The organism is Kribbella sp. NPDC048837, assembly GCF_055586945.1.
In genome coordinates, this window is record NZ_JBVJHF010000001.1 from 945,187 (window position 1) to 966,232 (window position 21,046).

At 69.9% G+C, this 21,046-nt stretch carries 21 protein-coding genes; 7 read left to right on the top strand and 14 right to left on the bottom strand.

The features are described from left to right. Positions 1 to 5: 5 nt before the first annotated feature. The 12 genes from ACZ6O0_RS04420 to ACZ6O0_RS04475 form a co-directional block, all read right to left on the bottom strand. The gene (locus ACZ6O0_RS04420; protein WP_465763392.1) at positions 6 to 335 is read right to left on the bottom strand and encodes a hypothetical protein; all 330 of its coding nucleotides are present in this window, start codon (positions 333 to 335) and stop codon (positions 6 to 8) included. After that, entirely contained in the window at positions 335 to 2,338 is a 2,004-nt protein-coding gene (locus ACZ6O0_RS04425; RefSeq protein ID WP_465763393.1) for a hypothetical protein, read from the bottom strand. The genes ACZ6O0_RS04420 and ACZ6O0_RS04425 overlap by 1 nt, the downstream gene beginning before the upstream one ends. Then, positions 2,335 to 2,889, bottom strand: coding sequence for a hypothetical protein (locus tag ACZ6O0_RS04430; RefSeq protein WP_465763394.1), 555 nt, complete (start codon positions 2,887 to 2,889; stop codon positions 2,335 to 2,337). Before ACZ6O0_RS04430 ends, ACZ6O0_RS04425 begins: the two co-directional genes overlap by 4 nt. Positions 2,890 to 2,898: 9 nt before the next feature. After that, the gene (locus ACZ6O0_RS04435; RefSeq protein ID WP_465763395.1) at positions 2,899 to 3,393 is read right to left on the bottom strand and encodes a hypothetical protein; all 495 of its coding nucleotides are present in this window, start codon (positions 3,391 to 3,393) and stop codon (positions 2,899 to 2,901) included. 1 nt (position 3,394) lies between these two features. Continuing rightward, the gene (locus tag ACZ6O0_RS04440; protein ID WP_465763396.1) at positions 3,395 to 5,047 is read right to left on the bottom strand and encodes a hypothetical protein; all 1,653 of its coding nucleotides are present in this window, start codon (positions 5,045 to 5,047) and stop codon (positions 3,395 to 3,397) included. Then, entirely contained in the window at positions 5,044 to 7,893 is a 2,850-nt protein-coding gene (locus tag ACZ6O0_RS04445) for a hypothetical protein (RefSeq protein ID WP_465763397.1), read from the bottom strand. The genes ACZ6O0_RS04440 and ACZ6O0_RS04445 overlap by 4 nt, the downstream gene beginning before the upstream one ends. Beyond that, the gene (locus ACZ6O0_RS04450) at positions 7,890 to 8,120 is read right to left on the bottom strand and encodes a hypothetical protein (RefSeq protein ID WP_360370248.1); all 231 of its coding nucleotides are present in this window, start codon (positions 8,118 to 8,120) and stop codon (positions 7,890 to 7,892) included. Before ACZ6O0_RS04450 ends, ACZ6O0_RS04445 begins: the two co-directional genes overlap by 4 nt. Before the next feature lie 48 nt (positions 8,121 to 8,168). Continuing rightward, complete coding sequence (locus ACZ6O0_RS04455; RefSeq protein ID WP_465763398.1) at positions 8,169 to 8,615, bottom strand: hypothetical protein; 447 nt, start codon at positions 8,613 to 8,615, stop codon at positions 8,169 to 8,171. A 13-nt stretch (positions 8,616 to 8,628) separates the two neighbouring features. After that, a complete protein-coding gene (locus ACZ6O0_RS04460) occupies positions 8,629 to 9,819 on the bottom strand; it encodes a hypothetical protein (RefSeq protein ID WP_465763399.1) in 1,191 nt (396 codons plus the stop codon). 36 nt (positions 9,820 to 9,855) lie between these two features. Next, a complete protein-coding gene (locus ACZ6O0_RS04465; RefSeq protein WP_465763400.1) occupies positions 9,856 to 10,578 on the bottom strand; it encodes a hypothetical protein in 723 nt (240 codons plus the stop codon). Between the two features lie 100 nt (positions 10,579 to 10,678). Beyond that, on the bottom strand, positions 10,679 to 11,413 hold the full coding sequence (locus ACZ6O0_RS04470; RefSeq protein ID WP_465763401.1) for an AfsR/SARP family transcriptional regulator: 735 nt from the start codon (positions 11,411 to 11,413) through the stop codon (positions 10,679 to 10,681). Positions 11,414 to 11,516: 103 nt separating this feature from the next. Continuing rightward, positions 11,517 to 11,972 (bottom strand): nuclear transport factor 2 family protein, encoded by a 456-nt coding sequence (locus ACZ6O0_RS04475; RefSeq protein WP_465763402.1) that lies wholly within the window; start codon positions 11,970 to 11,972, stop codon positions 11,517 to 11,519. Between the two features lie 78 nt (positions 11,973 to 12,050). Here ACZ6O0_RS04475 and ACZ6O0_RS04480 point away from each other — a divergent pair, with 78 nt between their 5' ends. Further along, positions 12,051 to 12,548, top strand: a complete 498-nt coding sequence (locus ACZ6O0_RS04480; protein WP_465763403.1) for a winged helix-turn-helix transcriptional regulator — start codon at positions 12,051 to 12,053, stop codon at positions 12,546 to 12,548. Here ACZ6O0_RS04480 and ACZ6O0_RS04485 read toward each other — a convergent pair. Both ACZ6O0_RS04485 and ACZ6O0_RS04490 read right to left on the bottom strand, forming a co-directional pair. Beyond that, positions 12,537 to 12,956 carry a hypothetical protein gene (locus tag ACZ6O0_RS04485; RefSeq protein WP_465763404.1) on the bottom strand — a complete coding sequence of 140 codons (420 nt, stop codon included), beginning with the start codon at positions 12,954 to 12,956 and terminating at the stop codon, positions 12,537 to 12,539. The two genes, ACZ6O0_RS04480 and ACZ6O0_RS04485, sit on opposite strands and share 12 nt — an antisense overlap. A gap of 9 nt (positions 12,957 to 12,965) precedes the next feature. Further along, positions 12,966 to 14,165 carry an ROK family transcriptional regulator gene (locus ACZ6O0_RS04490; RefSeq protein ID WP_465763405.1) on the bottom strand — a complete coding sequence of 400 codons (1,200 nt, stop codon included), beginning with the start codon at positions 14,163 to 14,165 and terminating at the stop codon, positions 12,966 to 12,968. Positions 14,166 to 14,286: 121 nt separating this feature from the next. Between ACZ6O0_RS04490 and ACZ6O0_RS04495 the strand changes: the two genes are divergently transcribed. The 6 genes from ACZ6O0_RS04495 to ACZ6O0_RS04520 all read left to right on the top strand — a co-directional run bounded on the left by ACZ6O0_RS04495 (position 14,287) and on the right by ACZ6O0_RS04520 (position 21,024). Continuing rightward, positions 14,287 to 15,219 (top strand): ROK family protein, encoded by a 933-nt coding sequence (locus tag ACZ6O0_RS04495; protein WP_465763406.1) that lies wholly within the window; start codon positions 14,287 to 14,289, stop codon positions 15,217 to 15,219. Positions 15,220 to 15,250: 31 nt separating this feature from the next. Then, positions 15,251 to 16,966, top strand: coding sequence for an ABC transporter substrate-binding protein (locus ACZ6O0_RS04500; protein ID WP_465763407.1), 1,716 nt, complete (start codon positions 15,251 to 15,253; stop codon positions 16,964 to 16,966). Between the two features lie 39 nt (positions 16,967 to 17,005). Continuing rightward, positions 17,006 to 18,004: an ABC transporter permease gene (locus ACZ6O0_RS04505; protein WP_465763408.1), complete on the top strand. Its 999-nt coding sequence runs from the start codon at positions 17,006 to 17,008 to the stop codon at positions 18,002 to 18,004. 86 nt (positions 18,005 to 18,090) lie between these two features. After that, on the top strand, positions 18,091 to 19,029 hold the full coding sequence (locus ACZ6O0_RS04510; protein WP_465763409.1) for an ABC transporter permease: 939 nt from the start codon (positions 18,091 to 18,093) through the stop codon (positions 19,027 to 19,029). Further along, complete coding sequence (locus ACZ6O0_RS04515; protein WP_465763410.1) at positions 19,007 to 19,990, top strand: ABC transporter ATP-binding protein; 984 nt, start codon at positions 19,007 to 19,009, stop codon at positions 19,988 to 19,990. The genes ACZ6O0_RS04510 and ACZ6O0_RS04515 overlap by 23 nt, the downstream gene beginning before the upstream one ends. Further along, positions 19,987 to 21,024, top strand: a complete 1,038-nt coding sequence (locus tag ACZ6O0_RS04520) for an ABC transporter ATP-binding protein (RefSeq protein WP_465763411.1) — start codon at positions 19,987 to 19,989, stop codon at positions 21,022 to 21,024. The genes ACZ6O0_RS04515 and ACZ6O0_RS04520 overlap by 4 nt, the downstream gene beginning before the upstream one ends. The last annotated feature ends 22 nt before the right edge of the window (positions 21,025 to 21,046 follow it).

Below are 21,046 nucleotides of genomic sequence, written 5' to 3' on the forward strand. Positions count from 1 at the left end.
CGTCCTCACGAGGCGGTCAGCTTGGACTGGCCAGGGATGACCGTGGCCGGGAAGGTGGTCGGTACGTCGTTCACGGAGTTGACCGTGTCGCTGTCGAGCAGCAGCGGTTTCCCGCCGACCGTGAGCTTGGCGGACCCGGTGCTGGTGACGACGGTGCTGATGCACGGATGCGCGAACGTGCAGCTCTGGTACGGCGCGGCGCCGGGGACCGTTGCCAGCGGGATCACCGGCGACGTACCGACGGTGAGCTTCACACCGGGTGCGGTCAGGCTCCGTTTCCCGCTGTGCGTGCAGGTCAGGTTGCCGTCGTCGACGACGACCTTCGGGCGGGCCATCAGCTCACGTCCATCGTGCCGGTGACGGAGACCTTCACATCGGCCGCCTTCAGGGTGATGTCGCCGGTACCGGCATCCAGGGTGATGCCGGTCCCGGTGATCGCGATGGTCCCGTCGTCGTGCAGTTCGATCCGGGCTGTCTTCGCGCCCTTGGTGCTCTCGATGATCACCACGCCGCTCTGTCCCGGATCCGGGCGCTCACTGGTCTTCCGCAGTACATCGGCGACCCGCAGGGTCAGACCGCTGACCTCGACCATCCGGCGGCCGTCGGCGTCGATGAGGTCGTGACTCGCGAACCCGTCCGCGGGCGGTGCCGCTTCCTCCGCGGCCTCGAGGTCCTCGGTCGGCACCGCCACCGGCAGGAGCAGCCACCAGTCCCCCGGTTCGGCCGGTGGCGTCCGATCCTCGTCCCACACGCTGCCGAGGTCGACGACGTCCTGGCCGCCGCCGGTGTCGGCGAGCAGCACCCGTTCCCCCGGGTAGCGCGGCAGCACGAGCCCGTACCCGCCGAACGCGAACGGGGTCACGACCGGCACCTGCCGCAGCTCGCCGTGCTGGTCGGGAGTCACCGCGAGGCGCCGTACCGCCGATGGCCGGCCGTCGTCCGGGGCCTGGGAGTACCAGATGTCGCTGCTCGTCTGGTCGGGCGTATTGCCCGGACCGGCGGGATGGGCCCGGATCTGGCCGACCAGCAGGCGAAGAGCGCGACTGCCGCGGGCCACCGCACGCGCGACCCCGCGGACAGCTCCGGCTGCTCCGGCGGCTTTGTCGGCCGGCACGCTGCCGCGGACGGAGTCCTGCTCGGCGTGGGCGTCGTCGTGCCGCGGTGGCGGGACAGGATCCCAGCCGTCGTCCTTGTCGTCGCGCAGTACGGCGGCGCGAACGATCGTCACGAAACCTTGCCGGGCCGAGAGCCGATGGGTCACGCCGGTCACGAAGCACGGCGACTGGGAGGTGGAGTCCGACCCCGAACCGAACAGGGCGGCGACATCGTTGAGCAGCGGCAGCCCTCGTCCCGCCGGCAACGCGGTCGGGAAGTCGTCCGGAGGCAGGGGGATCTTCGCGATGTCGCCCGGCTTCACATCGGGCCGGCCGAGGCAGGTCGCGGTCACCGTCGCACGCGGCTTGGCCGCCTGCTTGCCTGCCGAGTCCGAGACCGGTGCGTCGGCGTCGGCTCCCCGCGTGACCGCGAGGAGGCCACCCGGCGCGTCGAGCACCCGCTCGTTACCGAGCCGCGTGGTGCCGGTATCGGTTGCCGTCCACAACCCCACATGCAGTACGCCGTCCCGCACCACCGCCGCGGACAAGCCCTGCCGGCCGAGTGAGGCCGCAGCCTGGGATCGGACCGTCCGCATCGCGTCGAGCGCCGTCCCGGGACGGACATCGGCGAAGTTCTTCTCGTCCGCGGCCGGCGTGAGGTTCTTCAGTCCATGCGTCACCACCGGGACGCCGGCATCGCGCGCGAGACCCTGGGCAGCCGTCTCGAGTGACGTGTAGCAGAGACCGCGCACCACCTTCTCACCGAGCCGGGCGAAGACGAGCTCCCGCCCGCTGATGATCGTGTCGATCCGGCGCTCGCCTGCCTGCCGCCGCAGCGTGTCGACCCGGAGCACCGCCACCAGGCTGTCCGCCGGCGGGGATTCGGTGGCGCCACCGAGCAGGTCGGTCAGCCCGGCCGCACGGGTCAGGTCCGCGAGGACGCCCGTACCGGAGTCCTTCCACCACAGGTGCAGGTCGGCACGCAGGTGATCCCCGGCGGGCCGCCGGATGCGTTGGTAGTCCTCGTCGGTGAGGCCTTCGACGACGATCTCGTAGCGCCCGCCGGACAGGTCGGCCGGCAGCGTGGCGGTGACACTGCCGTCGTAGGTGTCCCCGGAGATGGTCAGCAGCCTGGACCCGTCGGCAGCATCGTTGGAGAACACCAGCGCCCAGGTCGGCAGGGTTCCCGGCGTGACGTCGCGACCCGGGCTGCCGAGCGGACCGGACAGGCTTGTCGTGGTCATCGCGTGCTCCTCCGTACCAGGTCGAGAGCCGGGTCTCCGGACGTCGGTGCCGGGCCGAGGTCGTCGGCGACGAGCAGGTCGCGCCAGCGCAGGACCAGCCGGCTGCCGGACGGCCCTGGAGAGCGCAGCGTCGCCGCGGTCAGGACCAAGCGGTCGACGATCACCTCGACCTGCGCCCGGCCCTGGTCGGCCAGCTGGATCGGCCGGTGCTCGATCACCACGGCGGTGTCCGCGATCCGTTCGCCGACGAGCAGCGTGAGCCGTGGCCGCGGCAGATCGACCGGTGTGCGGTCGGACGACGTACTGGCGGTGAGGTCGTCCCAGACGACGGTGAGCGGGTCGGCGTCCAGCAGGGCCCGCGCGACGCCGACCGGCACCGCCAGCACCAGGGTGCGGGAGGCGTCCAGGGCGATCCGGGACGGTACGCCGTCTGTCACCGTGGACTCGATGACGGTGGCAGGGGCGACCGGCGGCGGGGATGCGGCCGGCGGCAGCGCATCGGCGTACGCGTCGACGAGCGGCCGGGTGACGAAGGCGGGAAGCTGGGTCATCGGCCGGCCTCAGAACGGCAGGACGTCGGTGAGTGCGCCGACCCCGATCGCGGTGACGTCGATCAGCCTGGTCAGGCTGCCCGGCGGCGGCAGGTGGATCAGCCGCATGGTCAGGTCGATGGTGTCGCGGCGGGCGGCGGTGAAGCTGAACGACAGCGACTGGACGGCCAGGTTGGTCCGTACGGTCGCACTCGAGACCAGGACCAGGCCGGTGCCGATACCACCGGTCTTCGGGGAGAGCGCCGTACCGTAGCGGCTGGCCTCCGCGATGTTCTCCAGCGCGATCTTCCACTCCATCCGCAACGGCCCGATCAGGACCGCGCTCAGCCCGATCGTGTCGTCGTGCGCGGGCAACGCGACCCGACGGCTCGTCCCGCCGACGGCCGGGACCGAGAACGTCGAGTCGATCGACAGCTGCGTCACCGCCCACAACGGCACGGGGACGACGCCGTCGAACAGGACCGCGCTCGGGGTATGCAGGTACGGCGCAAAGCTGCTGGTCATCTCACCGCTCCCTACGCAGAGCCCGGAGCTGACGAACCAGCGCCTGGACGTCGGCGGCGGTCACGTGATCGGTCCACCGGGCGGCGCGGCCCGCGAACGCCTTGATCGCCGCGTCGAACCGAGCGAGCCGGGCAGCGTCCGGAGCCGTCGTGGTGATCTCGCGGTGGAGATCCTGGATCGCGTTGGTCAGCGCGTCGATGGCCTCGATCAACTGGACGTCCTTCGAGCCCAGCGCGTGCTTCAGCAGCTTGCCTTCGAGCAGCTTCGTCAGTGTCTCGAGTCGCTCGCCGGTCCGGGTCACCGATGGATGCGAGAGCTCCGGTGTCGTCCTGGTGGTCCGTTCGAGTGCCTCGACGAGAACGTCCGGCGGCCCGACGCGCTCGATCGCCGGCCGGCCGGGCTGTCCCGACTCCGCGGCCGCTTCCAGTGCGGCCCGGCTCGCCTTGGTGAGCGGCGCGCCGTACACCTCCGCGGCCGGCGAGGCCCCGATCAGCTTGAACTGGACGGTGGTGTCACCCGGCGGTGAGCCGGCCGGCACGCTCGTCTCGAAGACATACAGCTCATAGATCTGCCCGTCGACCACCGCGCTGACGGTGTACTCGCGGTTCGCCAGCGTCTGACCGCTCTTCTTGGTCCGGGTCGTCCAGAGGTACTCCACTCCCGGCTCGGCGTTGTCCCGCAGGTCGCGGACCCACTGCTCGACTCCGCGGTTCTCCAGCCACTGGTTGATCCGGCGGACCGCGTGAGCGACGCCGTACGGCGCGTCGAAGCCGAGCCCCGGCGACCCGGCGCCATGCGCTCGCTCCGTCCCGGCCGCGCGGTACGCCTCACTCACGTCGGCCGCGGTGAACAGGACGTCCTCGCCGCGGGTGAACCGCCGGGCCTTCGTGACACTCGGACCGGCGAGCAGTTCCTCGACGATCGTCCCGGTCCCCGGTTCCTTCCAGACCCGGTAGCCGTACTCGGGGAAGTGCAGGACGACGCCCTCTTCCAGGTCGGGGAACTTCCAGTACAGGCCTTCGACGTCCAGCTCGAGCGTGATGTCGCCGGTGCGCTTGACCTCCTCACGCCACTTCCCGCCACTCCGGCTCCCCCGGATCGGTTCACCGTCGCGTGGTGCCCGGGTCGGCTTGCTCTCGAGGCCGGGACGCGCGCCCGGGTACTGCGGCTCCGCGCGCCGGCGCGCCGGCGGTCGCTGCACTGGCGCCACAGGCTCGACGGCGACCGGCGGAGTGACCGGCTCAACGGGTGGCGGCGCTGACCGCGGGATCGGCGGGAGGGGTTCCAGGGCGGCACCTTCGCGCTCGGCCCACGTCTTCGGGTCGGCCAGTTGCCTGGTCTCCGCGTGCAGTTCCTCGAAGCGCCGGGCCAGGTCGGCCCGGTCGATCGCCTCGGTCGACCCGCTGAGCACCTTCTCGTAGACGAAATGGATCGCTTCCCGCAGCTGGGTCATCCGGCTGACGACCTGCGTCATCTTGGTGACGTACGCCGAACCGAGCATGTCCATCGCGTCGAGCACGGACTCGGTGACCACGTTCTGCGCGTGCTCGTGGTCCACCCCGAACCGCTTGGCGAAGGTCTCGACCACGGGATGGCCCTCCAGCGCGACCCGGACATGGATCTCGCTGGGATGGCCCCGGACCCTGAAGTTCACTGCGTCCCTCCCGTCGGCGGCCCCTGGATCGCCCGGTCGAGTACGTCGAACACGTCGCCGACCGACGCCTGACCGGTGACAGCCACCTGGTGGGCGACCGCGTCCGCGATCCGGTTCATCGCCTTCGACAGCGCCAGGTTGATCAGGTACGCCTGCGTCAGCTCCTTGGTGAACCGCACCGTGAAATGCTCCAGGCTGAGCTCGGCCAATCGCTTGGCGATGTCCCGCATCGCCTGCCGGGTCGCGGCCGCCGCCAGCTCGGTCGCCTCCCCCTTGACCAGTGCCCGCCCCGCGGTCTTGGCGCCGCGGGCCAGCGCCGGCACCTCGGGCAGCACGGTCAGCGCGGCGTTGATGACCGCGGCCCACATCTCGGCCTCCACCTGGGCCTTGGACAGGATCTCGTCGGCGTTGAGCATGGCGCGCTGCAGGTCGCGATGCTCGAACGCGGTGTGCAGACCTTCCGCGGCCTGGATCACCCCGACCCCGAACGCGAGCGGCGCGCAGAAGATGGCCAGCACGGTCAGCCCGACCAGGTTCAGGATCTCCGACAGCTCCGCCTTGCCGATCTCGACCGCGGCCAGGCGCCGGATGCCGGCCAGATAAGCCTCGGGATCGGTGAAGGCCGGCCGGAGCTGCTCGTCCGCGATCTTGTGGATCCCGGTCAGCTTGGCGCCGATCTCGGAGTCGGCTCGCTCGTCGGAGCGGGTGAAGTTCGCCAGACCGAAGGCGTACTTGCGGTCGGTCGCCGCCTTCCGCTGCCAGCGCTCGTTCTCCGCGATCAGCTCGGTGAGCAGGTCCCGGAAGATGTCGTCGACCGCGGTGGTGAGAGCGTGGCCGGCGGCGGTGGAGGCATACGCGTCGAGCGCCTGCGCGGCCTTGAGCTTGCGGACCAGGTCGTCGACCTCGGAGACCTTGTCGAGCACCGGGTCGATGCTCGTCACCTGCTGGCGCTGGGTCGAGATCACCGCGTCCAGCTCGGCGAGGGTCCACCACCGGCCCTTGCCGTCGTACACCCGCGGGCCGCCCTTGAACGGCTTGACCGTCCCGGCCTCCGGCTCACGGGAGACGGGCTCCTCCACGATCGAGTCGATCAGGGAGCCGGTCATCCGGACCCAGCCGGCCGCGAGTGGACCACCCACCGAGGTGGACGCCATCGCGATCGCCCGTTCCCGCCGGAACTCGTCCATCAGCGCCTCGCGCAGCGTCATCAGGTCGGGTACGTCGGCGAGCATGACGGTGAGCAGCATCCGGGTCAGCGACATGTACGCCGTGAAGTTGCTGGCCCGGTTGGACAACTCGTGCCCACTGGCGAAGAGGACCTGGAGCAGGACGTCCTGGCACTGTGTGACGAACATCGAAGCGACCGCGTCGTCGCGTGCGGAGCCGAAGACCTCGACGAAACGCAGTACCCAGGTCTCCGACTGGCCCGCGACCGGGCACGGCAAGGCCCGCCGGTCGTCCTGGCTGAGCATGATCGTGACGTACTCGCGCTCCAGTTCCTTGATCGGCCCGAAGGCCGCTGCCATGGTGCGGATCTGCGGGGACATCGGAGCGCGGTTGCTGGCCAGGATCCGGCAGTTGCGGTCGATGTGCGCCATCGCGCCGATCAGGAAGCCTCCGACGTACGGGCCCGGCGACATGTGCAGCAGGCTCGCGACCTGGGCCACTTTCCGGCTCAGCCGGGCCGAGATTGTCGGCGGCCACAGCTCGATCCCGGGCTCGCCGAGGAACGGGGTGTCGGGCGTCGACGGCGCGTCCTCGTGCAGGAGGCCCAGCATGCTGAGCCAGGCGAAGGGTTCCTCGGCGTCGAGCGGTGGGCACCGGCCGTACTTGTCCTCGGCAGCGTCCGGGTCGTCCTCGGTGAGCACGAGCACGTCGAGCGGTCCGCGCGGGTACTTCGGGTCGGCCTCGCCGATCCACACCGGCTCGCCCCTGGAGGTCAGTTGGTAGAGGTACAGCGTGTCGCTGGTCCGGGCCGGAAGCCGCTTGATCCGCTGCAGGGCCTGGCGTTTCAGGTCGGCCTGGTCGACGCCCGGCGATTCGCGCATCAGGTCCAGCATCATCGCCTCGACGAGCAGGTCCCGGATCTGCGCCTCACCACTGGCCTGCCCGTAGAAACCCCACCGGTCCGCACTGACGAAGTTCACGTTCGCGAGCTCGGCGCTTCGGTTGCCACCCGGAAAGTCCCACACCGCGAGCGGCAGGGCATCCACCCGCACCTGCCGGCCGTCGAACTCGACGAACGCCACGAACGCCGCGTCGCCCTCCGCGGGGGCACCGACGACGGCGATCGACGCCGGCGGCACCCCGCCGGAACGCTGAAGCACCGCGGCCCAGATCTCCCGGAAGTCCTTGAACCTGCGCAGCCGTTGCGGTGGCGGCCGCCGCGTGTTCGCCGTCCCGCTGTCCTGCGGCAAGCCGTGCAGGCGTATGTCGATCGGATCGGCGCGACGGTCGTAGTACGGGACCCGATAGGCGTCACCGGCCTCGCCTTGCACGACCCGGTCCTCGTCGCGAGTCTCACCTTCGCCGGAGCGGACCTCCTCCTCGCTCGCCACCGGCGTACGCACGGTCAGCCGAGCGGCCGCGAGGTCGATGCTCGTCAGCAACGACCGCTCGAGCGCGCCCGCCACCTGGTCGGGCAGCGGGTCGCCGCTGAAGCTGATGGCGGCGGTCACCGGCGGCCCGGCCGGCGCATCGCGGACGGCCCGCACGGTGAGGGCCCGATCGACCGCCCGCCCGAGCGCGGCGTCGACGGCATCCGTCACCGTCCACACCAGCTCGTCGTCGACCCGGTCCGCGGTGACCTCGAGACGCACCCGCACCGGCATCCGCACCGTCGTCACGTCAGCGCCTCGAGGGCCGCGGTGAGTTGGGCCAGCGTGGCGTCCACGTGGTCGTCGGGATCACAGGCCGGGATGATCCGGATCTCCACCTCGACCGGGAACTCGAGCACGAGCCCGTCGTCGCGGACCCGCGCGAGCACGGCCTCGCTGTCCGGCGCGGGCACGACGAGCTCGCCCTGGCTCAGCAGCACCAGACCCGTGCGCTCGACGATGCTCGGCTCGTCCATGACGACTCTCCTCTCCCAGGCTTGCGACGGCGAGATCGGCGTACGGGGCTATTGCGGTGCCTTCGTCGTGGTCCCGGCGTTGTCGGTGACCGCGGCCGCCAGGGAGAACCCGGAGAACGTCGCGACCGGCGCACCGCTGACGGTGGCCGACCCCGGTGCGGCGCTGGTGATGTAGCACTGCTCCAGCACGATCGTGGAGAACGACCAGTCGTCGCCCTCCTGCTCGAGCAGCACGATGTCGAACGGGTCGCCGCGCAACGCGAGCGCGGTGAGCTCGGCCGCGGCCGGACCGATCGAGGTCACGGACAGCGTGAAGGTCAGCGACTGCGGGGTCGCGACCACGCCGACGTGGGTGCGCTCGATCGAGTGCAGCGGCTCCGCGCTGGTCCCGAACGTCGGCACGTAGGACTGGGCGAGGAAGACGCGGGTCTCGTTCCCGTCCACGGTGAAGCGGACGCCGAGCCGGGTCTTCCAGTCGGACTGCGTGATGGTCATCGCTGTTCCTGTCTCAGAAGTGCGGCTGCAACGTCACGTTGAGCTGGTGGATGGTGGCGGCGATCTCGACGAGCAGGGTCACGTCGACCCGCCGGGTCTGCCGGGCGGTGACGAGACGCGCGGCGTCGGCGGCGTCGCGGGCGTTCTCGGGCACCGAGAGGATCGCGAGCAACGGGATCGACACCGCGAACGAGTCGATCGCGGCCGACGCCACGAACGGCCCGACGATGCCCTCGATCCGGACCCGGACCGCGGTCAGCCCGGCCTTGGTGATCCCGGTGGCGCCGATGGCCCCGATCAGCCCGGCCCGCAGTGCGAACTCGAGCTGGTCGAGCAACGTCACCAGGTCGACGTAGTTGCGGGCCGCGTCGCTGGAGAACAGCCCGCCGTCGCCGAGGTACAGGCCGGAGCCGGGGATCAGCGCGGGGTCGACGAGCGGGATGACGCCCTCACCCGCCAGGCCGGTGATCTCGGCCGGCGTGTACTGGGTGGTCACCGGCATCGTGAACCCGCGGACCTGCTTGAGCACCATGCTGGTCCCCGGCGGGTAGCCGGCGATCGCGCCCATCACGGCCGCGGCGGCGTCGGCGGTCGCCGTCGTACTGGTCGGGTCGAGGGTGGCCCCGCGGGCGGCGACGAGGACCATCCGGCCGGAGGCGCTGCGCAAGGGGTTGTCGGTCGCCAGGACGTCGGCGACGTACGTCGGTGAGCGCGGCGTGGCCGGATCGATCATCGCCACCGCGATCCGTTTGCTGCCCGCGGCCGACGCGTTCTCGACGTGCTCCTTGAGGGCCATCAGGCCGGTGGCCGCGGTCGCGCCGCTGGTCGCCGTACCGACGGTGGTCTCGCCGGCGAGCGCAACGAACGTGACGTCGTCCGCGGCGTCGAGACCGGCCAGCGCGCCGGCGTAGTCGTCGTCGGTCGCCGTGCGGACGCCGTACACCTTGCTCGGCCGCGGGTCCTGGGCCAGCACGAGATCCAGGCTCTGGGTCAGCGTGTTGGCCGTCGTACCACTGGCGAACGAGCTCATCACCGACGCGTGGTCGGTGACCTCGACCGGCGTCCCGGCCGGCGCGGACGCCCCGGACGCGGCGTTGCCGACCACGGCGACGACGCCGGGATTCCGTTGCGCGGCGGGGACCAGGGCACTCGTGTCGATGGTCACGTTCACGTAGGGGTACGCCGGTTGCACCAGGGTGCTCATGCAGTCCTCCGGAGTTCGGGTGGGTGGTACGGATGCTCAGGTGACGACGACAGCGATGCCTTGCGGGCCGAGCCAGGCTCGCGCGGCCGCCAGCCGCTCGTCCGCCGTGGTCCCGCCGGGCCAGCCGTCGTCCTGGAAGGCCGCCGCGGGGAGGACCCAGCAGACAGCCCGATCGACGAGGCGGGCGGGTGCGTCGTCCGGGGGCGACGGCGACGGATAGGTACGGGCGACCCGGCGTGCGACTGTGGTGGCTCGCAACAGGTCCCGTGGGGACGATCCGTCGTCGACGAGGAAGGCGACGACGACCGGGAGCACGAGCGGCGGCGCTCCTCCGCCGTTCGACGGCGCACTCAGCTGCAACTGGAGGTCGAGCGCGGCGTTGAAGTGGCCCTCGGCCGGGACCTCGGCCACGTCGACGGCTTCGATCAGCCCACCCAGCCCCGCGGTACGGACCACCAGGCTGCCGACCATGACGGCGTCCGCACCGGGGGTGGATGGTCGGCCGGTGTCCCATGCCGCGGTGACGTCCCAAGGAAGAGCGTCACCGGCGCGCATCAACCGGGCGGAGAGGGAGGCCTCCACCGGGAGCGCGACCGCCAGGTCGAGCCGGTCGTAGACAGCCGTCGTCGCGCCGGTCACGGTCGCGGGGTCGACGGCGTAGCAGGTGACCGCGAGCTGGAGCAGCGCGTCCGCGTCCAGGACGGTCGGGCGGGCAGCGGGGTCCGCGAGGCGCAGCAGGACTTGGTCGGCCGGATCCATCACGACCGGCCGACTCGCCGCTCGACGCCCATGCTGGTTCCCCCCAGCCCCTCAGGACGGACTCGTCCCGCCCCCCTGCGTCAACGGTCCTCGCGCCGCGTCAACGCATCGTCAACGCTCCGTTGTGGAGCGAACCGTCGACCAGTGCGACGAGCTGCGGCGACGGGTCGATGCCGAGATCGGCGCGGATCGCCCGCCGGTGCAGGTCGAGCACCCGCCGGGCCTCGGAGACATTGCCTTCGGCCAGATGCACCTCGATCAGGCACCGGTTCGCGCTCTCCCGGAGCGGCTCGGCGCGGACGGCGGCCAGCGCCGCGTCGACCGCCACGGCGAACCGGCCGGCCCGCGCCATCCGCCGTGCCAGACTCTCCAGCGAGTGCAGCCGGGTCTGACGCCATCGCTCCCGATGCGGCGGCAGCCAGTCGTCGTACCAGTCCGGCAGCAACTCGGAGTCCAGCAGGTCCAGCAGTTCGGGTCCGGCCTGCTGCTCAGCCCAGCTGTCCGCGGCCAGCGCGACGGCTGTTGCCTCGCGGATGTCGACCAGGACGTCCGCCGCCAGTTGCACTCGTGACCGGGTGGCCTCGATGACCCGGTCACCTGCCTGCTGGATCCGCCACACCGCGGTCCGCAGGTTCGCGGCGGCGTTCAGCTCGGCCGACTCCGGCCAGAGCGATCCGGCGACATAGTCGCGCCGCAGCGCCCCGCCGTTGAGGGCCAGGAACGTCAACAGCCGCTCGGCGTTCTGCGGCAACGAGAGCATGCGGTTGCCGTCAGACAGTGCGAATCCCCTCAACAGCGCAAGCCGCATCATCGGCATGCCCGTCCGCAGCGCCATTCCGTCCCCCCGACGTGCGCAGTCAGATTTTGCCCTCTCCGAGATTAGACCTCCGCGCAGCCGTGGTACAGCCCCGATCTCTTTGTTGCCGCGAGCAACTTCTTCAGCGGTCGGTGATGGGGGCCGCGTGGGCCTCGGCGTACCCGGCCGCGGCGAGCCGGTCGAGGGTCTTCTCGAGTACGGCGGTGTCCTCGAGGGTACGGACCTCGGTGATCTTGCCCCAGCGCAGCCGGAGGAACTGGTGCACGACGTTCTCGTACTGCGAACCGTCCACAACGCCGACGTGGACGGTCACGGCCGTCGCCACCCGGGTGTTCCACGGCCAGCCGGCGACCAGGATGTCCTGGACCTCGAACCGGGTGTCCGGCAGCAACCGGAAGCACCGCTCCCACCAGCGCCGCAGCGCGTCATGAGTGTGCCGCTGCCCGGCCAGCGCGTGATCGCCGTAGAAGGTATAGCTGAAATTCGGCGCCATCCCGGCCACCATCGCCTCCCAGTTCCCGGCACTGATCTCCGCAAAAGCCTTCCGCACCTGCCCCGCCACGATCCGGTGGTACATCCGCTAACTCCCCTCGTCGGCCGTTGGACCCACCGTAGTGACAGTGAGTTCAATGAAGCAACTGACTAGAGTGGTGACATGCGGAACACCAGCTTCGCCTCGATGCACTGCTCGCTCGCCCAGTCCCTCGAACTCGTCGGCGACTGGTGGACGCCCCTGGTGCTGCGCGACCTCTATCTCGGTCTGGACCGGTTCGACCAGTTCGTCACGGACCTCGGGATCTCACGCAATCTGCTCACCGACCGGCTGAACACACTGATGGACGGCGGCCTGGTACGCCGTACGCCGTACCAGGAGAATCCGGTCCGGTATGCCTATGCGTTGACCGAGGCCGGGCGGGAGCTCGTGCCGATCCTGATCGCGCTGACGGCCTGGGGTGATCGGTGGGCCACGCCACCCGCGGGGCAGCCGATGCGGTTCACGCATGCCACGTGCGGGAAGGTCACGACGGCTACGGTCTGCTGCTCGGAGTGTGGTGGGGCGCTGACCACCGAGGACGTCCTACCGTCCGCCGGGCCGGGTGGGCGGACTGCTCCGGGGACTGCGTTGATTGCGACTGTTCTGTCAGGAGAGTGATTCGAGGCGCATCTGGAGCAGCTGCCGGAGCGGGAGGGATTCGCCGTCGCGGGCGCCTTGGCCGACGACCAGCGGTGGGTCGGACGGGGTGACGTGGACGCCGGTCAGGCGGGACTTCAGGCTGGCCGTGACGCCGAGGATGTAGAAGTTGGCGTCGGCGTCCACGCCCAGGGAGCGGTTCCGGCGCAGGTACCAGCCGGTGACATCGGTCCGGTAGCTGGTGGTCGAGCCCACGACCTGCGCCCGCAGCGGCTCCGGCTCGATGCCCAGGGTCTTCATCTTGTTGACGAAGTGGATCAGCAACTCCCGGGCCTGCGCCGTCTCGGCGGCCTTCCGGCGTTCCAGCGCGGCGGCATGCGCGGCGGCCGCTTCCCGCCGCTCCTCACGCCAACTCGACTGATCGCCCACCCCGTCAGCCTAGAGGGCGGGCGCCGAGATCCGTCCGACCAGGTCCTGCCAGGCGCGATCGAGACCGGCCGCGATGCAGCCGGCCACCACGGTCTCGGTCCCCAGCACACTCGCCTTCACCTCGGGCAACACCGGCGCGAGCCGGCGGAGCTGGTCGATGACGGCCTCGAGGAAGCCGGGAGCCTGGCCGATACCGCCACCCAGCACGATCAGCTCGGGGTCCACCACCGTGATGACCGTGCACACCGCCTTGGCCACGAGGAGCGCCTCCTCGGCCACGACCTCGGCCGCGACCGCATCACCGCGCGCCGCCGCCGCGAACACCTTCTCGGCCGACGACGCGCCCCGCACCCCCGCCCTCCGCGCGGCTCGGACAACGGCCGCCGCCGAGGCCGACGCGTCGAAGCCACCTCGCTTGCGGGCATCCCGTGGATCACTTCCACTGCCCTCGGTGAACGGCAGATAGCCGATCTCCCCCGCCACCCCGTGCGAACCATGCCGAAGCTTGCCGTCCAGCACGAGTCCCATCCCGATCCCCGTGCCGACGGAGACGAACGCGAAGCTGTCGACGTCGCGACCATGGCCGTGCACCCGCTCCGCCAGCGCGGCTGCATCCACGTCGTTCTCGATCATCAACGACGACCCGAACCGGTCACGCAGCGCGGTCAGCGTCGCCGGAGAGTCCCATCCGGACAGCCGGCCGGTCAGCGTCAACGCGTCGAGTCGCGCGTCGTACACACCGGGACTGCCGAGCACCGTCTGGGTCAGCTGATCGGCCGTGATCCCGACCTCGGCCGCCAGCGTCTCGGCCAGGTCCGAGAGCTCCTGGATCCGGGCCATCGCGTCACCAGCCTTGGTACGCACGTTCAACCGGCAGCGAGTGTTCCCCGCCAGATCGGCGATCGCTCCCCGGAGGAACTGCCGCCCGACATCGAGCCCGAGCACGAACCCGGCCTCGGGACGCACCTCGTACAACCGCGCCGCCGGCCCGGGCACGCCCGTCCGCTGACTCGCCGCGTGCACCAGCCCGGCGCGCTCGATCGTGGTCAGTGCCGCGGACACCGTCGGTTTGGACAGCCCCGACAGCTGGGCCAACTCGGTCCGTGACACCGGACCGGACCGTCTGATGTGCTCCAGCAGCACCTGCTCGTTGATCGCGCGAATCAGTTGTGGTCGCGCTGCGGCGGCACCTCCGGCGACAACCGTCACGTCCGGCCCCCTTGCGTCGATAACGCTTCGAACAGCAGTCACAGTTAGCCCTTGTGCCAACGGTGATTGTTAAGTTAGTTTCCTATCGATTCTATTGGTCGGCGCGAGGAGTTGCCAGTCCATGATTCGTACGCCGGTCGTCCTCGGACTCGACTTCGGTGGGACCAAGATCGCCGTTGCGGTCGGCGACTTGTCCGGCCGGCGTCTCGGCGACACGACTCTCGACAGCCGGGCCGAGGCGGGAGCCGAAGCAGCACTGGGTCGCGGCCTGACCGCGGCCCGCGAGCTGCTCGCGGACCTCGCCCCGGACCAGCAGCTCGCCGGCGTCGGCGCGGCCACCCTGGGCATTCCGTACGACGACCGCGTCGAGCTCGCACCGACGTTTCCCGGTTGGGGCGAGCTCCCGTTCGGGCAGCTGATCCGGGACGCCTTCCCGGGCGTGCCGGTCCGGCTCGGCACCGACGTGAAGGCGGCGGCCGCGGCCGAGCTGCGCTGGGGTGCGCTGGCCGGCTGCGACCCGGGCATCTACCTCAACCTCGGCACCGGTCTGGCCACCGCGATCGTTGCCGCCGGCACGGTGATCTCCGGGGCGCACGGCGCGTCCGGCGAGATCGGCTACAACCTGCGGTCCGCCGCTGACGTTTGGATCGGTGCCGAGGAGCGCACCATCCTGGAACATGTCGTCAGTGGTCAGGCCCTCGAGACGACCGGAAGTGCCCGCCTGGGCCGACCGGTCACGGCGGCGGATGTGTTCGCGCTCGCGCGGACCCAGCCGGACGCCGCCGTACTCACCGACGAGTTCCACCGGGAACTGGCGATGCACCTGGTCAACCTGGCCATCGCCGTCGACCCGGTCCGGATCGTCGTCGGTGGCGGGCTGGTCCGGTCCTGGGACCAGATCGCACCGGAGCTGCGCCGGGCGCTCGACGCGGCCGTCCCCTTCCCACCGGAACTGGCCGTGGCCCGTTTCCCTTCCGACGCGCCGCTGGTAGGCGCACTCGCCCTGGGTGTCGAGGCCGCGGGGGCGGACCTCGGCGAAGAGGCATTCGCATGACCATGAGTTCGAGGAGTGAAAGGCAGAGACGATGAGGGGCATCAAACGGATCGCCATCACCGCGATGGCGGTCGGCGTACTCGCCGCCGCGGGCTGCGGGGGCGGTGACAAGCCGATCGGGAGTGCGACGTCCAGCAACCCGTCGTCCTCGACGAGCAGCGGCGGGAGCACCGGGCAGTACAAGAAGGGCGGCACCGTCACGATCGCGAACGTCGGCGGGCAGACCTGGCCGTGCCAGTTCAACCCGTTCAACCCGTCGGTCAACCAGGTCGCACTCGGTTTCGTCTACGAGCCGCTGACCTTCGTCAACGTGCTGAAGGCCGGGGCCACCACCCCGATGCTGGCCACCGCGTTCGCCTGGTCGCCGGCCAAGGACTCGATCGTCTTCACCATCCGTGACGGCGTGAAGTGGAGCGACGGGCAGCCGTTCAGCGCCGACGACGTGGTCTACACGTTCAACCTGATGAAGCAGCAGCCGGCCCTCGACCTGTACTCGCTGTGGACCGGTGCGGGCCTGACCAGCGTCACGGCGGCCGGCAACAAGGTCACGCTGAAGTTCAAGGGCGCGGCCGAGCCGTACTTCTTCAACTTCGCCAACCAGGTCGGCATCGTGCCCAAGCACATCTGGTCCACCGGTGAGGCGGCGGCCAAGCCGGCCACCTGGGCGAACCCGAAGCCGATCGGCACCGGCGCGTTCACGGTCGAGTCCTGCACCAGCAACAACATCTCCTACGTTGCCAACGGCAACTACTGGCAGCCGGGCAAGCCGTACGTGGAGAAGGTCCAGTACCCGGCGTACCTGGACAACAACCCCGCCAACCTCGACCTGGCCAGCGGCAAGGCCCAGTGGGGCGGTCAGTACATCCCGAACATCGACAACTTCTACAAGTCGAAGTCCCCGGAGAACAACTACTGGTTCCCGCCGACCGCGAACGTGGCCCTGGTGCCGAACAACGATCCGTCCCGCCCGGCGACCAGCAAGCTGGCGGTCCGGCAGGCGATCGCGTACGCGCTCGACCGGGAGCAGATCTCGAAGATCGGTGAGAGCGGTTACCAGCCGGCCGCGAACCAGACCGGCGTCGTCACCCCGACCTTCGACAAGTACTTCGACAAGGAGGCGCTCACGGCCGCCGGCTACGACAAGCCGAACCAGGACAAGGCCAAGCAACTGCTGCAGAGCGCGGGCTACTCCTCGTCGAACCCGCTGAAGCTCAACGTCATCACGGTCACCGGCTACACCGACTGGGACGCGTCGCTGGCGGTCGTCAAGCAGCAGCTGGCCGCCGTCGGCATCGAGCTGAGCATCCAGGACCTGCAGCAGCAGTCGTACAACCAGAAGCTCTACACCGGTGACTACGACCTGGCCTACTCCAGCCTGTCCGGCGGCCCCACGCCGTACTACGAACTGCGGCAGCTGCTGTACTCGAAGAACACGGCCCCGATCGGCAAGCAGGCGAACAGCAACTACTCGCGGTACATCAACCCCGAGGTGGACAAGCTGTTCGACCAGTACGCCGCCGCGGATCCCGACACGCAGGTCAAGCTGATCAAGCAGATCTCGTCGTACATGATCAAGGACGTACCGCTCATCCCGACCACCGAGTCGGTCGACTGGTACCAGTACAACACCAAGGACCTCGAGGGCTGGCCGACCCAGGACGACCCCTACGCCCAGCCCGCGCCGTACAACATCCCCGACGTCGGACAGGTTCTGACGAACCTGTACTCCAAGTCGGCCCAGAAGTAAGGAATCAACCGTGGGAGTGAGCACGAGGAGCTGGTGGTCGTGCGGTACCTGATACGTCGTCTCGGGTTCTTCGTGCTCACTCTCTGGGCAGCGATGACGCTGAACTTCTTCATCCCCCGGATGATGCCCGGCAGTCCGGAGGAGGCACTGCGGCAACGGCTCAGCAAGGGTGGCGCGGTCGTCACCGCGGAGCAGTTGCGGACGGTCCTGGCGGAGTTCGGCTTCGATCCGGACAAGAACGTCGTGCTGCAGTACGGCGCGTACCTGAAATCGATGGCCACCGGGCACTGGGGCGTGTCGATCGGCAGCAGCCTCGGTGTCCCGGTGACCACCCTGATCGGCGACGCGTTGCCGTGGACGCTCGGACTGGTCGGCATCGCGACGGTCCTCGCGTTCGCGCTCGGCACCCTGATCGGCACCGTCGCCGGCTGGCGGCGGGGCGGTCTGATCGACGGGGTCGTGCCGCCGGTCTTCATCGTCACCTCGGCGCTCCCCTACTTCTGGGTCGCGCTGCTGCTGATCTCGTTCTTCGCGATCGGCAACAACCCGGTGCTGCCGAACGACTTCAACTACGACCAGGGACTGACGCCGGGGTTCAACGCCGAGTTCGTCGGCAGCGTGCTCAAGCACGGCATCCTGCCGGCGGCCACGATCCTGATCACGGCGGTCGGCGGCTGGATCCTGACCATGCGCAACAACATGGTGACCACCCTGGCCGAGGACTACGTCCGGATGGCCCGGGCCAAGGGCATCCCGAACCGGCGGATCATGTTCGGCTACGCCGGCCGGAACGCGTTCCTGCCGAACCTGTCCGGGTTCGCGATGTCGCTCGGCTTCGTCATCTCCGGCACGATCCTGGTCGAGTACGTGTTCAACTACCCCGGCCTGGGTTACATGTTCTACAACGCCACGGTGAGCACGGACTACCCGTTGCTGCAGGCCCTCTTCCTGCTGGTGACGCTGGCCGTGCTGATCTGTGTCCTGCTCTGCGACTTCGCGGTGTTCCTGCTCGACCCGCGAGCCCGGACGAAGGGGTAACCGCCAGTGAGTGAGCGTAGCGAAGTCACCATCAAGCAGAGCTGCTTCTCGCGCTCATCGGCGCCCGGAGCGAAGCGAGGACGCCGATGAGTGCGATCGTCACCGGCGCCGCGGCGCCCGCAGCACCGACCGCGACGCGCCGTCCGCGCGGCGGTCTGTTACGGGCCATCCTGCGCAACCGCAAGGCGATGGTCGGCGCCGGCCTGCTGGTGCTGTTCGTCCTGCTCGCCGCGTTCCCCCACCTCTTCGTGCCCTGGCTGCACGGTGATCCCCGCGCGATCGGCGACACCCCGCTGGCGCATCCGTCGGGCGACCACTGGCTCGGGACGACGGGCCTCGGCCAGGACGTGTACGCCGAACTCGTCTACAGCACCCGTGAGTCCCTGGTGATCGCCGTCGTCGCCGGTCTGGGCGCGACGATCCTGTCGGTGATCGTCGGCGTCTCGGCCGCCTACCTCGGCGGGTTCGCCGACGACGGGCTGTCGATGGTGACCGACATCTTCCTGGTGCTCCCGACGTTCCCGCTGATCATCGTGCTGGCGACGTACGCCGGCAAGGGCAACCTGACCGTGATCATCGTCGTGCTGATCCTGACCGGCTGGGCGTACGGCGCCCGCCAGATGCGCGCGCAGGCGATGTCCCTGCGCAACCGGGACTTCCTCGAGTCGGCCCGGGTCCGGGGCGAGCGGCGCTCGTACATCATCGTGGTCGAGATGCTGCCGACGATGACGTCGCTGATCGTGGCGAACTTCCTCGGCGCCGCGCTGTACGCGGTGCTCACCGCGGCCGGCCTGCAGTTCCTCGGCCTCGGCGATCCCAACTCGCTGAGCTGGGGCACGATGCTCTACTGGGCGCAGAACCAGGGCGCCCTGGTGAACGGCCTGCCCGCCTGGGCACTGTCGCCGGGCCTGGCGGTCGCGCTGCTCGGCGTCTCGTTCGCCCTGCTCAACTACGCATTCGACGAGATCAGCAACCCCGCGCTGCGGCCGGTTCGGAGGCGACGTGCCAAGTCAGCCAATTCTTGAGGTCCGTGATCTGACCGTCGAGTACGACACCGGCGGCCGTCCGGTCGTCGCGGTCGACGCGGTGGATCTCGACGTCCACGCCGGCGAGTTCGTCGGCGTGGTCGGCGAGTCGGGCTGCGGCAAGTCGACGCTGCTGTTCGCGATCGCCCAATTGCTCAGCCCGCCGGCCGCGATCACCGGCGGCAGCGTGACGTTCCAGGGGCAGAACCTGGTCGCGATGAGCGAGAAGAAGCTGGCCGCGCTGCGCTGGCGGGACTTCTCCGTGGTGATGCAGAGCGCGATGAACGCGCTCAACCCGGTGAAGAGCATCGGCAGTCAGTTCACCGACGCGATCATGGCGCACGACGAGCCGGTCGCCGACGACCGGCCGGCCGAGGTACTGCGCCTGGTCGGGATCGACCCGATCCACCTGAGGAGCTATCCGCACCAGCTCAGTGGTGGCATGCGGCAACGGGCGATGATCGCGATGGCCCTGCTGTTCACACCGGACCTGATCATCATGGACGAGCCGACGTCGGCCCTCGACGTGGTGGCACAACGGTCGCTGATGGTGCAGATCAAGGACCTCCAGCGCAAGCTCGGGTTCGCGGTCATCTTCGTCACCCACGACATGTCGCTGGTCAGCCACTTCTCCGACAAGCTCGTGGTGATGTACGCGGGCCAGGTGGTCGAGTTCGGCGACACCCGGGCGGTCTTCGACAGTCCGGCCCATCCGTACAGCGAAGGGCTGCTCGACGCGTTCCCGTCGATCCGCGGTCCGAAGGTGCCGCTGACCGGGATCCCCGGCAGCCCGCCGAACCTCGCCGACCCGCCGGCCGGCTGCCGCTTCCAGCCCCGCTGCCCGAAGGCGTTCGAAGACTGCCCGAAGATCGCGCCGGAGCTCTACCAGGTCGGCGCCGTCCAGGCCCGCTGCCTGCTGCACGCTCCCGCGATCGAACCTGCTCGAGAGGTGACGAAATGACCGCGGTGAACGTCGACCAGGTCGCCGCGACCGACGCGGACGACGCGCCGCTGATCGAGACCAGGAAGCTGACCCGGCACTTCCGGGTCGGCCGCGGGTTCTCCCGTCAGCACCTGCACGCGGTCGACGACGTCGACCTGAGCATCGGCCGGCAGGAGATCGTCGCGCTCGCCGGTGAGAGCGGCAGTGGCAAGAGCACGATCGCGCGGCTGCTGGCCGGCGTCTACGCGCCGACGAGCGGCGAGATCTACTACCAGGGCAAGCCGATGTCGAGCCTGCGGTCGCGCCGCGACCAGTTGTCCTACCGCGGCGACGTCCCGATGGTGTTCCAGGATCCGTTCAGCTCGCTCAACCCCGCCTTCCGGGTGTCCCACGGGATCCTGCGCAGCCTGAAGCTGCACCGGCCCGAGCTGTCCCGGACCCAGCGGTTCGAGGAGGCCGAGCGGGTGATCGAGGCCGTCGGGCTGTCGCCGGCCTCGGACGTCATGCACCGCTACCCGTACGAACTCAGTGGTGGCCAGCGGCAACGGATCGGGTTCGCCCAGGCGCTGGCGCACAAGCCGAAGCTGATCCTGGCCGACGAGCCGGTGTCGATGCTCGACGTGTCGATCCGGATCGGCCTGCTCAACCTGATGGCCGAGCTGCGCCGGTCCGAGGGTGTCTCGTTCCTCTACATCACCCACGACATCGCCAGCGCGCGGTACGTCGCCGACCGGCTGATGATCATGTACGCCGGTCACATCGTGGAGTCCGGTCCGGCGGAGTCGGTGCTCGCCAACCCCAAGCACCCCTACACGGACCTGCTGCTCGGAGCCGTGCCCGACCCCCGGGCGCCGCTGACCTCCGCCGTCGAGGGCGACACCGGAGAGCCGCCGAAGGTGATCGACCCGGCCCCCGGCTGCCGCTTCCGCTGGCGCTGCCCGCTCGCCATCGACAAGTGCCACGAGATCACCCCGGCCCCCCGCGTCCTCGGCGAGAACCACGAGGCAGCCTGCCACGTCGCCGAACCCGACCCCGGCCTGCCCGCCAGCTGACCGGCCGGTTAACTGTTCGACG

Coding starts and splice junctions, on each gene's coding strand:
- ACZ6O0_RS04420 (WP_465763392.1), bottom strand. CDS start 335: ATGGCCCGCCCGAAGGTCGTCGTCGACGACGGCAACCTGACCTGCACG.
- ACZ6O0_RS04425 (WP_465763393.1), bottom strand. CDS start 2,338: ATGACCACGACAAGCCTGTCCGGTCCGCTCGGCAGCCCGGGTCGCGAC.
- ACZ6O0_RS04430 (WP_465763394.1), bottom strand. CDS start 2,889: ATGACCCAGCTTCCCGCCTTCGTCACCCGGCCGCTCGTCGACGCGTAC.
- ACZ6O0_RS04435 (WP_465763395.1), bottom strand. CDS start 3,393: ATGACCAGCAGCTTTGCGCCGTACCTGCATACCCCGAGCGCGGTCCTG.
- ACZ6O0_RS04450 (WP_360370248.1), bottom strand. CDS start 8,120: ATGGACGAGCCGAGCATCGTCGAGCGCACGGGTCTGGTGCTGCTGAGC.
- ACZ6O0_RS04455 (WP_465763398.1), bottom strand. CDS start 8,615: ATGACCATCACGCAGTCCGACTGGAAGACCCGGCTCGGCGTCCGCTTC.
- ACZ6O0_RS04460 (WP_465763399.1), bottom strand. CDS start 9,819: ATGAGCACCCTGGTGCAACCGGCGTACCCCTACGTGAACGTGACCATC.
- ACZ6O0_RS04465 (WP_465763400.1), bottom strand. CDS start 10,578: ATGGATCCGGCCGACCAAGTCCTGCTGCGCCTCGCGGACCCCGCTGCC.
- ACZ6O0_RS04470 (WP_465763401.1), bottom strand. CDS start 11,413: ATGGCGCTGCGGACGGGCATGCCGATGATGCGGCTTGCGCTGTTGAGG.
- ACZ6O0_RS04475 (WP_465763402.1), bottom strand. CDS start 11,972: ATGTACCACCGGATCGTGGCGGGGCAGGTGCGGAAGGCTTTTGCGGAG.
- ACZ6O0_RS04480 (WP_465763403.1), top strand. CDS start 12,051: ATGCGGAACACCAGCTTCGCCTCGATGCACTGCTCGCTCGCCCAGTCC.
- ACZ6O0_RS04495 (WP_465763406.1), top strand. CDS start 14,287: ATGATTCGTACGCCGGTCGTCCTCGGACTCGACTTCGGTGGGACCAAG.
- ACZ6O0_RS04500 (WP_465763407.1), top strand. CDS start 15,251: ATGAGGGGCATCAAACGGATCGCCATCACCGCGATGGCGGTCGGCGTA.
- ACZ6O0_RS04510 (WP_465763409.1), top strand. CDS start 18,091: ATGAGTGCGATCGTCACCGGCGCCGCGGCGCCCGCAGCACCGACCGCG.
- ACZ6O0_RS04520 (WP_465763411.1), top strand. CDS start 19,987: ATGACCGCGGTGAACGTCGACCAGGTCGCCGCGACCGACGCGGACGAC.